The organism is Streptomyces sp. DH24 (assembly GCF_029813775.1).
GTDB lineage: Bacteria > Actinomycetota > Actinomycetes > Streptomycetales > Streptomycetaceae > Streptomyces.
Genome location: NZ_JARVKW010000015.1, coordinates 17709 through 32305, shown reverse-complemented (window position 1 = coordinate 32305; position 14597 = coordinate 17709). Strand labels below are relative to the sequence as shown.

General features: G+C 74.3%; 10 protein-coding genes. 6 read left to right on the top strand and 4 right to left on the bottom strand.

Annotated elements, in window-relative coordinates; translation table 11 throughout:
• The first annotated feature begins 48 nt into the window (after positions 1–48).
• The 3 genes from QC282_RS14490 (at position 49) to QC282_RS14480 (ending at position 3702) form a co-directional block, all read left to right on the top strand.
• Complete coding sequence (locus tag QC282_RS14490) at positions 49–1092, top strand: rhamnogalacturonan acetylesterase (RefSeq protein ID WP_279549751.1); 1044 nt, start codon at positions 49–51, stop codon at positions 1090–1092.
• 92 nt (positions 1093–1184) lie between these two features.
• Entirely contained in the window at positions 1185–2894 is a 1710-nt protein-coding gene (locus tag QC282_RS14485; protein WP_279549750.1) for a DUF2264 domain-containing protein, read from the top strand.
• A gap of 58 nt (positions 2895–2952) precedes the next feature.
• The gene (locus tag QC282_RS14480; protein WP_279549749.1) at positions 2953–3702 is read left to right on the top strand and encodes an isocitrate lyase/phosphoenolpyruvate mutase family protein; all 750 of its coding nucleotides are present in this window, start codon (positions 2953–2955) and stop codon (positions 3700–3702) included.
• 21 nt (positions 3703–3723) lie between these two features.
• On the opposite strand, the gene QC282_RS14475 is transcribed toward QC282_RS14480, so the two are convergent.
• Complete coding sequence (locus QC282_RS14475) at positions 3724–4302, bottom strand: TetR/AcrR family transcriptional regulator (protein WP_279549748.1); 579 nt, start codon at positions 4300–4302, stop codon at positions 3724–3726.
• Positions 4303–4588: 286 nt separating this feature from the next.
• On the opposite strand from QC282_RS14475, the gene QC282_RS14470 reads away from it, so the two are divergent.
• Positions 4589–6298, top strand: coding sequence for a PHP domain-containing protein (locus tag QC282_RS14470; protein WP_279549747.1), 1710 nt, complete (start codon positions 4589–4591; stop codon positions 6296–6298).
• Positions 6295–6807, top strand: a complete 513-nt coding sequence (locus QC282_RS14465) for a hypothetical protein (RefSeq protein ID WP_279549746.1) — start codon at positions 6295–6297, stop codon at positions 6805–6807. Before QC282_RS14470 ends, QC282_RS14465 begins: the two co-directional genes overlap by 4 nt.
• Positions 6808–6868: 61 nt before the next feature.
• On the opposite strand, the gene QC282_RS14460 is transcribed toward QC282_RS14465, so the two are convergent.
• The 3 genes from QC282_RS14460 to QC282_RS14450 form a co-directional block, all read right to left on the bottom strand.
• Positions 6869–9745 (bottom strand): glycoside hydrolase family 2 TIM barrel-domain containing protein, encoded by a 2877-nt coding sequence (locus QC282_RS14460; protein WP_279549745.1) that lies wholly within the window; start codon positions 9743–9745, stop codon positions 6869–6871.
• A gap of 496 nt (positions 9746–10241) precedes the next feature.
• Complete coding sequence (locus QC282_RS14455; protein WP_279549743.1) at positions 10242–11486, bottom strand: ROK family transcriptional regulator; 1245 nt, start codon at positions 11484–11486, stop codon at positions 10242–10244.
• A gap of 161 nt (positions 11487–11647) precedes the next feature.
• On the bottom strand, positions 11648–12901 hold the full coding sequence (locus QC282_RS14450) for a D-arabinono-1,4-lactone oxidase (protein ID WP_279549742.1): 1254 nt from the start codon (positions 12899–12901) through the stop codon (positions 11648–11650).
• A 230-nt stretch (positions 12902–13131) separates the two neighbouring features.
• Here QC282_RS14450 and QC282_RS14445 point away from each other — a divergent pair, with 230 nt between their 5' ends.
• Positions 13132–14451: a radical SAM protein gene (locus QC282_RS14445; RefSeq protein ID WP_279549741.1), complete on the top strand. Its 1320-nt coding sequence runs from the start codon at positions 13132–13134 to the stop codon at positions 14449–14451.
• The last annotated feature ends 146 nt before the right edge of the window (positions 14452–14597 follow it).

Sequence of the window (14597 nt, the reverse complement as noted above, 5' to 3'; positions counted from 1 at the left end):
GGCGATACGGTCCAGCCGCCACGCCCGTCGTCCTCCTGGAGGAGCCGCATGAGACGTCCCCACCTCGCCGTACTGGCCGCGGTCGCCCTGGGCACCGCCCTGTCCGCCGTCCCCGCCCAGGCCGCCGACCGCGCCCCGTCGCTCGGCCCCGACCACTGCACCGCCACCGCCTGCCACTTCGACGTGCCGCCCGGCACGTACGACGTCAAGGTGCTGCTCGGCGGCGACGCCGCGTCCAGCACCGCCGTCGGTGGCGAGACCCGGCGCGCCCTGCTCCCGGAGACGGCCGTACCGGCCGGGGAGCGCGTCGCGCGCAGCTTCACCGTCGACGTGCGCGACCCCGAGGGCGAACCCACCGGCGCCGCGGGGACACCCGGCCTCGACCTCACCCTCCACGGCACGGCGCCCGCGCTCGCCGACATCCGCGTCACCCCCGCCCGGCACGCCCGGCAGATCTTCCTGATCGGCGACTCGACGGTCTGCGACCAGGACGCCGCCCCCTACGCGGGCTGGGGCCAGCAACTGCCGCGGTACCTGCGCAAGGGCCTGTCCGTCGCCAACCACGCCGACTCCGGCGAGAGCACCGTCAGCTACCTGCGGGACCCCCGGCTGTTCGGCACCGTCCAGCCGCTGATCCGCCCCGGCGACCTGGTCCTGATCCAGCTCGCCCACAACGACAAGACCACCGACGGGCCGGCCTACCGGGCCAATCTGGAGACCCTGGTGGCCGGCGTGCGCGAAAAGGGCGGCGAGCCGGTCCTGGTCACCCCCGTCGTGCGCCGCTGGTTCAACGCCGACGGCACCCTGAACAACGGCACCGCCCTGCTGGTGAACGGCCTCGGCGTCGACCACCCGGCCGTCGTCCGCGAGGTGGCCGCCGCCGAGGGCGTCCCGCTGATCGACCTCACCGCAAAGACGAAGGCCCTCGTCGAGTCCCTCGGCGTCGAGGCGTCCAAGGCGCTGTACCTGTACGACGAGAAGCGCGACAACACGCACACCTCCGTGCACGGCGCCACGGTGTACGCCGGACTCGTCCGCGACGAACTCGTCGCCCAGGCACTGGTCCCGGACGGCCTCACGCGCGAGGAGTGAGCCCCGCCCCGATCCGGGCAGAGCTCCTGGGGTGCCCCGACCGGAACCGGGGCGCCCCCAGGTCCGTACGAGACCCGCGAGAAGGACGACGCATGCAACTGCCTCCCGCCGACCGCACCCGCAGCCCGTACACCGGATACACCCGGGCCCACTGGGAGGCCGCGGCCGACACGCTCCTCGCGGCCGTCGAGCCGTACGCCACCGGCGACCGCGCGCTCTACCACCTGCCCGGCGACCGCACCAGCTGGTCGGGCCGGCTCTCGGACGGTCTGGAGGGCTACGCCCGCACCCTGCTGCTCGCCGCCTTCCGGCGCGACGAGAAGGTCCTCGAACGGTACGCCGACGGCCTGGCGGCCGGGGCGGGCGGCGTGTGGCCCCGCATCGAGGACCGCGGTCAGCCCCTGGTGGAGGCCGCGTCGATCGCGCTCGCGCTGCGGCTCACCCGCCCCCTGCTCTGGGACCGCCTCGACGACTCCGTGCGGCAGCGGGCGGCCCACTGGCTCGGCGACGCGCTGACCGCCGAACCCTGGCCGTGCAACTGGGAGTTGTTCCCGGTCACGGTCGCCGGGTTCCTCCAGGAGACCGGTCACGAGCCGGACGCGTGCCGGGCGGCCGTCGACCGGGGCCTCGCACGCGTCGAGGAGTGGTACGCCGGCGGTGGCTGGTACACGGACGGCCCGCGCCGGGCCTTCGACCACTACAACGGCTGGGCCCTGCACCTCTACCCGGTGCTGCACGCCTGGCTCGCCGGCGACGCCGGCCTCCTCGACCGTTACGGGGCCCGGCTGGAGGCCCATCTCGCCGACTGTGCCCGGCTGTTCGGGGGTGACGGCGCGCCCGTGCACCAGGGCCGTTCCCTGACCTACCGGTTCGCGACCGCCGCACCGCTGTGGCTCGGCGCGCTGACCGGCCGGACCCCGCTGCCGCCGGGCGAGACGCGCCGGCTGGCGTCGGGGGCGCTGCGGTACTTCCTGGACCGGGGCGCGGTGGACGACCGGGGCCTGCTCACCCTGGGCTGGCACGGCCCCGACGAGACCGTCCTGCAGGGCTACTCGGGCCCCGCCTCCCCGTACTGGGCGAGCAAGGGCTTCCTCGGCCTGCTCCTGCCCGCCGACCACGAGGTGTGGACGGCGGTCGAACAGCCGGGCCCCGCCGAGCGGTCCGACGCCCTCACCCCTGTCGCGGCACCCAACTGGCTGCTGCAGTCGACGCGTTCGGACGGACTGGTCCGGCTGCACAACCACGGCAGCGAGGACGTCCGCTACGACCCCCACTACACGCGCCTGGCCTACTCGACGGCCACGCGTCCGTCGCCCGCCCACGACAACAGCGTGATCGTCGGCGGGGACCCGAGCCGCACGGGCATCGTTCCGCTCGGCGTGGGGGAGGGCTGGGCGGCGTCCCGGCACACCGCCGGTGCCGGGGCCCAGGTGGTGAGCCTGGTGGTGGCGTCGGGACCGGTCGAGGTGCGCGCCCACCTGGTGGCGGGCGCGGCGCCGGGGACGCCGGTGCGGGTGACGGGCTGGACGCCGGGGGAGGGCGTGCGGGCCGAACTCGTGCCCGTGCACGGCCTCTCGGGCACCGGTCAGGTCGTCGGCGTGACGGGTCCGACGGACGGCGCGACCCTGTTCGTGGCGCTGGCCCGCCTGACGGGCGAGCCCGCACCGGCCCCGCCTGCGGATCTGGTGACGGTGGAGGTGCCGAACGGCGAGGAGATCGCGGTGCGCTGGGCCTCGGGAGCCACCCGCCGCTTCCGGTTCGCACGGGCGCAGGACGGCACCTGGTCCGTGCGGCCGCAGTAGGCGGACCGGCCGGAACACTTCGGCGGAGACCGAAGCACCACGCTCCTACGGTTGGCGCATGAGCGACTTCGCCGACCTCCACCACGCCGACGAGCCCCTGCTGCTCCCCAACGCCTGGGACCACGCCTCCGCCGTCGCCCTGGCCGCCGAGGGCTTCCGTGCCGTCGGCACGACCAGCCTGGGCGTGGCCGCGGCGGCCGGTGTCCCGGACGGCACGTCGGCCACCCGCGAGCACACCCTCCGACTGGCGCTCACCCTCGGCTCCGAGCCGTTCCCGCTGTCCGTGGACGCGGAGGACGGCTTCAGCGACGACCCCGACGAGGTGGCCGGGTTCGCGCACCGGCTGTACGTCGCCGGGGCCGCCGGCATCAACCTGGAGGACGGGCTCGGCCCCGCCGACCGGCACGCGGCGAAGATCCGCGCCGTGAAGGAGGCCGCCCCCGGGCTGTTCGTCAACGCCCGCACCGACACCCACTGGCTCGGCGACGGCACCGGCACCCTCGACCGGCTCGACGCCTACCAACGGGCGGGCGCCGACGGCGTGTTCGTGCCCGGCCTCACCGACCCCAGCGCCATCGCCGCCTTGGTGCGCCGGCTCGACGTCCCCCTCAACGTCCTCTACACGCCCGCCGGACCCGGCCTGCCCCACCTCGCCGACCTCGGCGTACGCCGGGTCAGTCTCGGCTCGCTGCTGTACCGGCGGGCGCTGGGCGCGGCCCTGGCGGCGGCGGCCGACGTGCGGGCGGGCCGGACACCGGCCGGGACGACACCCTCGTACGACGACGTGCGCGCACTGAGCCGGGGCTGACGGCCGCGTGCGGGGCCGGCGCTACGCGCGAGGCCGGGTGGGCCAGTTCTCCAGGGCGACGTGCAGTGCGTCCACGATGCGCTCCCACGACGCCCGCAGGTCACGCGGGGCGCCGAAACCGCCGTCCGCCTCCAGCGAGCAGAAACCGTGGAACGTGCTGCGCAGCAGCCGCACGGCGTCCGTGAGATCGGGTTCGTCGAGACCGTACGTCCGCAGCAGGCCGTAGGTGACCTCGACGGTCCTGGCCAGCACCGGGCTCGCGGCGGCGACGTCCTGGTCGACGCGGACCTGCGTGGCCGCGTACCGCCCCGGATGCTCCAGCGCGTACGCCCGGTAGGCGTCGGCGTACGCCGCGAGCGCGTCCCGGCCCGAGCGGCCCGCGACGTCCGCCGCGATCCGCTCGATCAGTTCGGCGCCGGCGAGCAGCGCCATCCGCGTCCGCAGGTCCCGCAGCCCCTTGAGGTGCGAGTAGAGACTGGCGTCCTTCACGCCGAAGTGCCGCGCCAGCGCCGACAGGGTGACGTTCTCGAAGCCCGCCTCGTCGGCCATGGCGACGGCGGCTTCGGCGAGTCGGTCGGCGCTGAGACCGGCACGGGGCATGGGCGGGATTCCTCCGGGGGCGGGGCCAGGGACGGGCGGGGCCCGGGCCGGGGGCCGGGCGCAGTTTCCCACAGTGCGGGGGGACGCGCCGGGCAGGGGCCGGCACGGGCGCGGCCCGCCGGGGCGGAGCGGCTCCCGCCCCGGACTCTCACGTGCCGACGGGCCTTCGCGCACCGCCCGCCCATGAGTCGTTCAACGTTCATCTTCCTCATTGATCCTCCCCACGCGGCGACAACGCGCCGCGGAAGGCAGCCGCGAGAAGGCCGCGGCACTCGGGAGGCACACCATGGGACACGGGCACGGGCATCACCACCACGGTCACGGACACGACCACCACCACGGGCACGAGACGACGGCACCCCTGCCCGCCGCCCTCGACACCTCCGTACCCGACGAGGCCCTGACCCCCGACCAGCAGTCGCGCCGCTCCCTGCTGCGCCGCGCCGGCCTCCTCGGCGCCGGGCTCGCCACCGGCAGCGTCCTCGGCCAGACCGCCGGCGCCGCCCCGGCCGCCGCCGCCACCAACGGCCGCCGCACCAAGGGCTTCCTGTGGCTGGCCGGCGACCACCACATCCACACCCAGTACAGCAGCGACGGCAAGTACCGCGTCGTCGACCAGGTCCGCCAGGGCGCCAAGCACGGCATGGACTGGCTCGTCATCACCGACCACGGCAGCACCACGCACGCCAGGATCGGCGTCGAGAAGGTCAACCCGGACATCAAGGCGGCCCGCGCCGCCCACGAGGACACCCTCGTCTTCCAGGGCCTGGAGTGGAACATCCCGGCCGCCGAGCACGGCACCGTCTTCGTGCACCCCGGCAGCAACGAGGTCTCCGTCCTCAAGCAGTTCGAGACCGACTACGACGGCAGCGTCAAGGGCGCCTCCGACTCCACCCCCGCCAACGAGGCACTGGCCGTCGCCGGCCTGGCCTTCCTCGGCGAGCAGATCAAGCGCCGCATGATCAAGGACGCGCTGATGCTCGCCAACCACCCGGCCCGCCGCGGCGTCGACTCCCCGCACGAGATCCGCGCCTGGCGCGACGCCACCGACCCGGCCCACCAGATCGCCGTCGGCTTCGAGGGCGCCCCCGGCCACCAGGCCGCCGGCCTGCCCCAGCCGCTCGGCATGGGCCGCGCCCGCGGCATCTACGACAACAACCCCGGTGCCAACTCCTTCCCCGGCTACCCCCTGGAGAGCTACCGCACCTGGGGCGGCTTCGACTGGATGACCGCCACCGTCGGCGGCCTGTGGGACAGCCTCCTCGCCGAGGGCAAGCCCTGGTGGATCACCGCCAACTCCGACTCCCACCAGGTCTACGCCGACACCGCCGTGCGCGGCCCCGGCGGCGACTTCAACGCCAACGGCCGCTACGAGGACCCCGTCTACGGCGGCCGGATCGACGTCACCCAGGGCGACTACTGGCCCGGCCAGTACAGCCGCACCCACGTCGGCGCCGACGGCTTCTCCTACGCCGCCGTCATGGACGGCATCCGCGCCGGCCGCGTCTGGGTCGACCACGGCCAGCTGATCAGCGGCCTCGACGTGCGTGTCTCCGGCGCCGGCAAGTGGGCCACCCTCGGCGGCGCCCTGCACGTCAAGAAGGGCTCCCGCGTCACCCTCACCGCCGACGTCGCCCTCGCCGGCGGCCCCAACTGGGCCGGATTCCTCCCCAGCCTGGCCCGCGTCGACGTCATCCAGGGCGACGTCACCGGACCCGTCGCCGACCAGGACACCTTCACCGCCCCGACCGCCAGGGTCGTGAAGTCCTACGAGGTGAACCAGACCGCCGGCACCGTCCGCCTCACCTACGACCTCGGCCGCGTCGACCGCCCGCTGTACGTCCGGTTGCGCGGTACCGACGGCAACCGGTCCGCCGTCGGCGCCATGGGCGCGGCCGTCGACCCGGCCGGCCCCGCCCTCGACGTCGTCGGCGACGCCGACCCGTGGCTCGACCTGTGGTTCTACTCCAACCCGGTGTGGGTCCTGCCGTCGTGACCCCGCACGCCCTCACGCTGGACACGGGGGCCCGGGAACTGCGCGCCGCCGACCGTCTGCTGCACGCGCTGGCGGCCGGACCCGCCCTCCCCGAGGACGTGTTCGGCTGCACCCACCTCGTGCGCGGCGACCGTCCGCGCGTCGCCGTGTCCCTCACCTTCGCGTCCGAGCCGCTCCTGCGCACCGCCCGGGAACGGCTCACCGCCGACGGCCACCGGGTGACGGCGGGCGTCCCGGACCCGTACGGCAGGGCGGTGCTCTACCCGGGCGCCGCCGCCCTGACCGGCACGCTCACCGTCGCGGAACTGCTCGGCCGCTCCGCGATCGACCGCGTCGCCCGGCTCGGGTCACCGGACGCGCCGCCGCCGGACGCCCTCGTGGCGACCCGCGACCATGTGCGGCCGCAGTGGCGGAACGGCGAACTGGTCCTCACCGTGATGCCCGCCTCGCGCGGCGTCCACGTGCCCATCGAGGTCCCGGACCCGACGCCCTGCTGCGCGGACCACTGACCGACCGCCGCGGCCGGCGCGCCCCTCGGCTCGCCGGCCGCGGCGGGCGGTGCCGCCGGGATCAGTCCCGCGCGGCCGAGAACACGAAGGCGAACTCCGCCGGCTCCACCGTCAGGAAGTACCGCGGCAGCGGGCCGGGGCCGCACGACTGCGAGCCGATGCCGTGCTGGCCGTGGTCGAGATGCACCCAGACCGTGCCGCCCGGCACGAGATCGCTCAGATGCGCCGCCGCGTCCAGTTGCTCGCTCGTCCAGCGACGGGCCGTGAACCAGAACTCCGGGTCGCCCTCGACGCGCAGACCACCCAGCTCCGCCCGGCGGACATCGGCACGGGCACCGTTCTCCTGCGGACGGACGTACGGCGTCTGCATACCGTCGACCGTCGACTCCCAACGGCCCACGCGCGACGCCGACCCGGTGTCCGGATACGCCTCACCCGGACCCCCGCCGAACCAGCGCACCCGGTCCGCACCCGACGTCAGCCCGAACCGCACGCCCAGCCGGGGCAGCGGCACCGTCCAGTCCCCCTCCGGCGTCACGGACACCGCCAGCCGCAGCCGGTCGCCGTCCGACGTCCAGCGGTACACCGTCGCCAGACCGACCTCCGCCCCGGCCGGCGCCACCCGGGTCCGCACGGTCAGCGCCTCGTCCGTCACCTCGACGGCGTCCAGCCGGTGCCGCATCCGGTGCAGGCCCAGCCCGCGCCAGAGCAGCCCGTACCGCGTGTCCGGCTGCCATGCCGCGCCCAGGTCGTTGTCGGTCGGCGCCCGCCACACGTCGAGCCGCAGCCCCTCGACGGCCACCCCGCAGATCGTGCGCGGCGCACCCGTGCGCGCGTCGAACTCCGCCGGGCCCAGCGTGATCCGCCGCCCGTCGACCACCGGGCGCCCGGCCGGAGCGACGGACGGCGGCGTCCACCCGGCCGCGGCCACCTGGCCCCACGCCACCTCGTGCCCCTCGGGCGCCCATGCGGTGTCGGCGGCCAGCAGCGCCCGTACCGTCCACCGGGTCTCCGCGCCGCCCGCGTCGCCGTCCGGCCGCGGCAGCTTCACCTCGGCCGACTCGCCCGGCGCGAGCGGCGGCACGGGCAGCGGGCCCGACTCCACCGTCTCGCCGTCCACCTGGTACGACCACTCGAAGGCCAGCGCCGACAGGTCCGCGAAGTCGTACCCGTTCGTGACGCGCACGGTGCCGTCGGCGCCGTCGCCCTCGATGCGGACCGGTTCGAGCACCTTCCGGTACTCGACCAGCCCCGGCGACGGCGTGCGGTCCGGGAACAGCAGCCCGTCGCACACGAAGTTGCCGTCGTGCAGCTCCTCGCCGAAGTCCCCGCCGTACGCGAAGCCGTACTCCCGGTGCCGCACACCGTGGTCGATCCACTCCCACACGAAGCCGCCCTGCAACCGCTCGTACTTCTCGAACAGCCGCTGGTAGTCCGCGAGTCCGCCCGGGCCGTTGCCCATGGCGTGCGCGTACTCGCACAGGATGAACGGCAGCCCCCTGCGCCGCCGCGAGCCCCCGTCCAGACCCCTGCCGATCCGCTCGACCTCGGCGTGGGGGACGTACATGCGCGCGTACACGTCCGTGTCGCGGCACGTGATGTCGCCCTCGTAGTGCAGGAGCCGCGAGGAGTCCCGGCCACGGATCCACTCGGCCATCGCCGTCAGACCCCGGCCGGTGCCGGCCTCGTTGCCGAGGGACCACATCACGACCGACGGGTGGTTCTTGTCCCGCTCGACCATGCGGGCCGCCCGGTCCAGCAGGGCCGCGGTCCAGCGGTCGTCGTCCACCGGGTTGTCCCGCCACGCCTGCTCGGTGAAGCCGTGGGTCTCCAGGTCGCACTCGTCGATCACCCACAGCCCGTACTCGTCGCACAGGTCCAGGAACGCCGGGTGCGGGGGATAGTGGGAGGTGCGGACGGCGTTGACGTTGTGCCGCTTCATCAGCAGCACGTCCTGCCGCATCGTCTCGACGTCGAGGGCGCGGCCCCGCTCCGGATGCCACTCGTGGCGATTGACGCCCTTGAACAGCACCGCCCTGCCGTTCACCTTGATCAGGCCGTCCTCCAGCGCCACCGTGCGGAAGCCGATCCGCAGCCGGACCCGCTCGCCCGGCGTCGCGAGCACGCCGTCGTACAGGCGCGGCGTCTCCGCCGACCACGGCTCGACCGGGACGGTCACGGACTCGCCGGTCGCCACGTCGACGCCGAGACCGGGCACCGTGACGCGGCCGGGGACGTCGGAGTCGACGTGCAGGGTGCCCGCGCCCGTGACGTGGTCGTAGGAGGCGTGCACGAAGAAGTCGCCGGCCGCCCGGGCCGGGCGGTGCAGCAGCGTCACGTCACGGAAGATGCCGGGCAGCCACCACTGGTCCTGGTCCTCCAGGTAGGAGCCGGCCGACCACTGGTGCACACGGACCGCCAGAACATTGCCGACAGTCTTCAGCAGATGGCCGACCGCGAACTCGTGCGGCAGCCGTGAGCCCTTGAACTCGCCCAGCTCGGTGCCGTTCAGCCAGACCCGGGCGCAGGACTCCACACCGTCGAACCGCAGGACCGCGTCGCCCGCCGACGGGTCGGGCCAGTCGTCCGGCAGGTCGAAGGTGCGCAGGTGGTCGCCGGTCGGGTTCTCCGTCGGGACGCGCGGCGGGTCGACGGGGAACGGGTAGCGGTGGTTGGTGTAGGCGGGCGCGCCGAACGCCCCGTCGCCCTGCAGGACCCAGTGGCCGGGGACCGTGACCTCGGCCCAGTCCCCGGCGTCGAACCCGGGCGCGGCGAACGCGTCGTCCTCGGCGCCGGCGGTCGCCGACAGCCGCAGGCGCCAACGCCCGTTCAGGGACAGGGCCTTCGCGTCGGACGACGCGTACCAGGCGCGGGGTGGCAGCGTCCCGCGGCCCGGCGAGACGTCCTCGACGTAATCGGGGGATCGGCGGAAGGTCATCGGTCTCCTAGCTCAGCTGTTTGATGCCGGTCTGCGCGATCCCCTCCACCAGCCGGCGCCGGAGGAAGGGGAACGCCGGAGGAAGGGGAACGCCGGAGGAAGGGGAACACGGACAGCGGAGGCGGGACGGAAGGGGCGGTGGCCATGAAAGTGGCAGGTCGTGGCCGACGGTCCGGTCGGCCGGGTGCGAGGAGAGCGCGGCCCGGACCGTCCGGGCGCCGGGGCACCCGCGTACCGGCACGACGACATGCCGGTACGCGCCCCGGTCACCGAGCCCGTCCACACGCGCCGCCTCCTCCAGCTCCTTCGGGAACCCCAGGAAGTACTGCCGGAACAGGAGGCCGGTGAAACCACCGAACCGGCCCGCCGGACCGGCCCGCCGGACCAGCCCACCGCACTGGCCCGCCACCAGCCCACCGCACTGGCCCGCCGGACCAGCCCGCCGAACCGGCCCGCCGCGCCGGTCCGCCCCGGTGACCTCCCGGCCGCTCCGCCGTCACGACGACGGTGCGATACGGCTTCTCGCGTGGGAGGCGCGCCCGGCGGTGTTGCGCTGCCCGACCGACTGGAGCGCGCCCTCCAGCGCGAACGTGGCGGCGCCCAGGCACACCGGGTCGGTGGGGATCGGGGACAGGACGATCTCGGTGGCGGCGAGCGGCCGCCCGAGCGCGTGCCGGACGACCGCCTCGCGCACCTCGCGCACCAGGGGCTCGCCGAGCGTGGCCGCGACCCAGCTGCTCAGCACGATCACCTCGGGATTGAGCACGTTGACGAGATCCGCGATCCCGGCGCCCAGGTAACGGGCGGTGTCCCGGACGACCTCGACGGCCACCGGGTCGTGCGCCGCGACCCCGCGGGCGAGCGCGTCGATCGTCGCGGTCTGGTCCCCGGGCCGCAGCAGCGCGCTGCCGGGGTCCGACTCCCGCAGGTTCAGCATGATCCCGGGCGCCCCGACGTACGTCTCGACGCACCCGCGGTTGCCGCAGTGGCACGGCCGCCCGTCCAGGACGAGCGTGGTGTGGCCCCACTCGCCGGCGCTGTTGCTGACGCCCCGGTGCAGCCCGCCGCCCAGCACGAGGCCCGCGCCGACGCCGGTTCCCAGGTTGACCACGACGGCGTCCCCGCGGCCCCGCGCGGCCCCGAACCACAGCTCGGCCACCGCGCAGGCCCGCAGCGGGTTGTCCAGGTACAGCGGATGGCCGATGTGCTCGGCGAGCAGATCGAGGAGCGGCACGTCGTGCCAGTCCCAGTTCGGCGCGTACTCCGAGCGCCCCGTGGCGCGGTCCACCTGCCCGGGCACGCTCACCCCGACGCCGAGCACCCGCGCGCCCTCCACACCGGCCCGCGCGACCACCGAGCCGACGGCCGCGGCGACATGCCCGACCACCTGCTCCGGGCGGCTCTCGCCGGGGCGCATCCGCTCGTCCGCGCGGGCCAGCACGGTCAGCGCCAGGTCGAACAGCTCGACCCGGACGTACGTCTCCGCGATGTCCACGCCGATCAGCGCGCCCCCGGACGCGTTGACGGCCACCAGCCCGCGCGGGCGCCCGCCCGCCGAGTCCTCGAAGCCGACCTCCGTGATCATCCCCAGGTCGAGCAGTTCGCCGACGAGCGTGGCGACCGTGGCGAGGCTCAGACCGGTGGCCGCCGCCAACTCCGGCCGGGACGTGGGCGACTCGGCGATGATCTGGCGCAGCACCTCGTAGCGGTTCGCGGTACGGATGTCACGTGAGGTGCGCATCACCGGCGTCGTTCCCCATCCCTTCTGCCCGGCCGGTCCCGACCCGCGTCGGTACCGGCGCGGCGCAAGGCTATGGGCGGCCCGGACATTCGACAAGGGGTTGGGAAAGGGGGTCGACGAAGCCCTTCCCGGCCCGCCCCACGGGACCGGCCGGGCCCGCGTCAGCCGGCGAGGACCGACCGTACGAACGCGTTGGCGAAGGTGCCCGCCGGGTCCAGCGACCGCGCCAGCGCCCGGAAGTCACCGAGCCGCGGGTACCGCTCGCGCAGCGCCTCCGCCGGGGTGGTGAACACCTTGCCCCAGTGCGGCCGGGCCTCGAAGCCCTCCAGCGCCTCCTCCAGCCGCCGCACCACCGGCAGCACCGCGGCCGTGTCCGCGACCCAGGTGAAGTGCACCGCCACGGTGTCCCTGCCGTACGCCGGGCTCAGCCACTGCTCGTCGGCGGCGACCGTCCGCACCTCGCAGGTCTGCAGTACGGGGGCGACCGTCTCCCGGATCCCGTCGATCGCATACAGCATGTCGACGGCATACCGTCGCGGCATCAGGTACTCCGACTGAAGCTCCGCCCCGCTGCTCGGCGTGAACTCCGCCCGGAAGTGCGGCAGCCGCTCGTGCCACGGCCCCGCCACCCCGAACTGCTCCGTGCAGTTCACCGCCGGCATGCCGGGCACCGGATGCATCTTCTCGGTGGCGGGCGGCGCCCACGGGAAGTTCGGCAGCGGCTGGTCGGTGCGCCGCTTCAGCCACACCTGCCGGAAGCCCGGCGCGCGCCAGTCGGTGAACAGGCTCACGCTGTACGCCGCCGCCATCACCGTCTCGAACGTGCCGGAGTCCAGCCCGTCCAGCGGCAGCTCCGTGAACACGTGCTGCTCGACGTCGAAGGACGGCTCCAGGTCGAGGGTGAGCGCGGTGACGACACCGAGGGCGCCGAGCGAGGTGACCGCGCCGCCGAACCGCTCGTCGTCCCGGCCGATCGTCACCGTGGCGCCGTCCGACGTCACGATCTCCACCTCGCGCACCGGCGCGGCGAGCGAGCCGTTGCCGACGCCCGAGCCGTGCGTGCCCGTCGCGACCGAACCGGCCACCGAGATGTGCGGCAGGGACGCCATGTTCGGCAGCGCGAGCCCTCGCGCCCGCACCTGGCGGGCCAGCTCCGCGTACCGGACGCCGCCGCCGACCCGCACCGTACGGGCCGCCGTGTCGACGTCGACCTCGGCCGGCAGGTCCGCCAGCGACAGCAGCACACCGTCCGCGCCGGGCTCGGCGATCTCGTTGAACGAGTGTCCGCTGCCGAGCACCCGCACCCGGGCGCTGTCCGCGACGAGCGCGCGCAGCGCCTCCAGGGAACGCGGCCGGTGCAGTTCCTTGGCGGCGTAGGTGATGTTGCCGGCCCAGTTGGTCACGGTCTCGGTCATCAGTCGTCCTTCCCGAGGCATGGAGAACCAGGAGGTTCCCGCCGGAACCTACCTCCCCGCCGCCGGCCGGCCACGGCCGGGGACCCTCCGGGAGGAAGCGCTTTCCCGCCGGGCGCCGCGACCGGCCCCGCCCGCCGTGCCCACCGCACGCCGGGGACCCGGCGCGGACCGCGCCCGGCGCGGGGCATACCGTGAGGAGTCGTACGTCCGAACCGGGAGGAGACACGTCGATGGGCAGCCGGACCGCGCTGGTCGAGGATCTGATGGAGCGGTTCCCGCACGTGCCGCGGGAAGCCGTCTTCAAGGAGGACCTGCTCCGGGGCGGCCTCGCCTTCGACCCCTCGGCGCTCAGCGACAACGAGGGCGGCGAGGTCAAGCCGAAGTCGTACTTCATCTTCTCCTTCGACCACGGCACCCTGCCCGAGCTGGGCGAGGCCGCCCTCAGGCGCCCGCCCGAGGAGATCATCCTCACCGGCGGCCCGTACGACCTGCGCCGCACGGTCGTCTCGGTGCGCGTGAACCCGTCCTCGCCGTACCGCGTCGCCGCGAACGACGACGGCATGCTCGGCCTCTACCTCGACGGGAAGCGGATCGCGGACGTCGGCGTGCCGCCGATGCCGGAGTACTACCGGCACACCCTGTCCAACGGGAAGTCCGTCATGGAGGTCGCCCCGACCATCCAGTGGGGCTACCTGATCTACCTGACCGTCTTCCGGGTCTGCCAGTACTTCGGCGCCAAGGAGGAGTGCCAGTACTGCGACATCAACCACAACTGGCGCCAGCACAAGGCCGCCGGTCGACCGTATACAGGAGTCAAGGACGTCGACGAGGTCCTCGAGGCCCTGGAGATCATCGACCGGTACGACACGCAGAAGGCGTCCACCGCGTACACGCTGACCGGCGGCGCGATCACGTCGAAGATCGCCGGCCGGGACGAGGCCGACTTCTACGGCCACTACGCCAAGGCCATCGAGGAGCGCTTCCCCGGCCGCTGGATCGGCAAGGTCGTCGCGCAGGCGCTGCCGAAGCCGGACGTGCAGCGCTTCAAGGACTACGGCGTGCAGATCTACCACCCCAACTTCGAGGTGTGGGACCGGCGGCTGTTCGAGCTGTACTGCCCCGGCAAGGAGCGCTACGTCGGCCGCGACGAGTGGCACCGCCGCATCCTGGACTCGGCGGACGTCTTCGGCGCTCGCAACGTCATCCCGAACTTCGTGGCGGGCGTGGAGATGGCCGAGCCGTTCGGCTTCACGAGCGTGGACGAGGCCATCGCCTCCACCACCGAGGGCCTGCGCTTCTTCATGTCGCACGGCATCACGCCCCGGTTCACCACCTGGTGCCCGGAGCCGACCACGCCGCTCGGCAAGGCCAATCCGCAGGGCGCGCCGCTTGAGTACCACATCCGCCTGCTGGAGGCCTACCGCGCCACGATGGACGACTTCGGGCTGTCCTCGCCGCCCGGGTACGGCCCGCCCGGTCCCGGCCGCGCGGTGTTCTCCGTCAGCTCCTTCATGGACAGCCTGTCGGCGACGGAACCCGTCGAGGCGTGACGGCCGGGCCGGGCGCCCCGTCGGCCGGCCCGGCCGTCACGGCCTCGTCCGGTGGCCGGGGCGGCGGCCCGGTCACCGGATTGCCCTGCGCCGCTTGTCAGTGGCGCGGGCGGCGTGCAAGGCTTCGTGCCCTGCCGCGAGGTTTC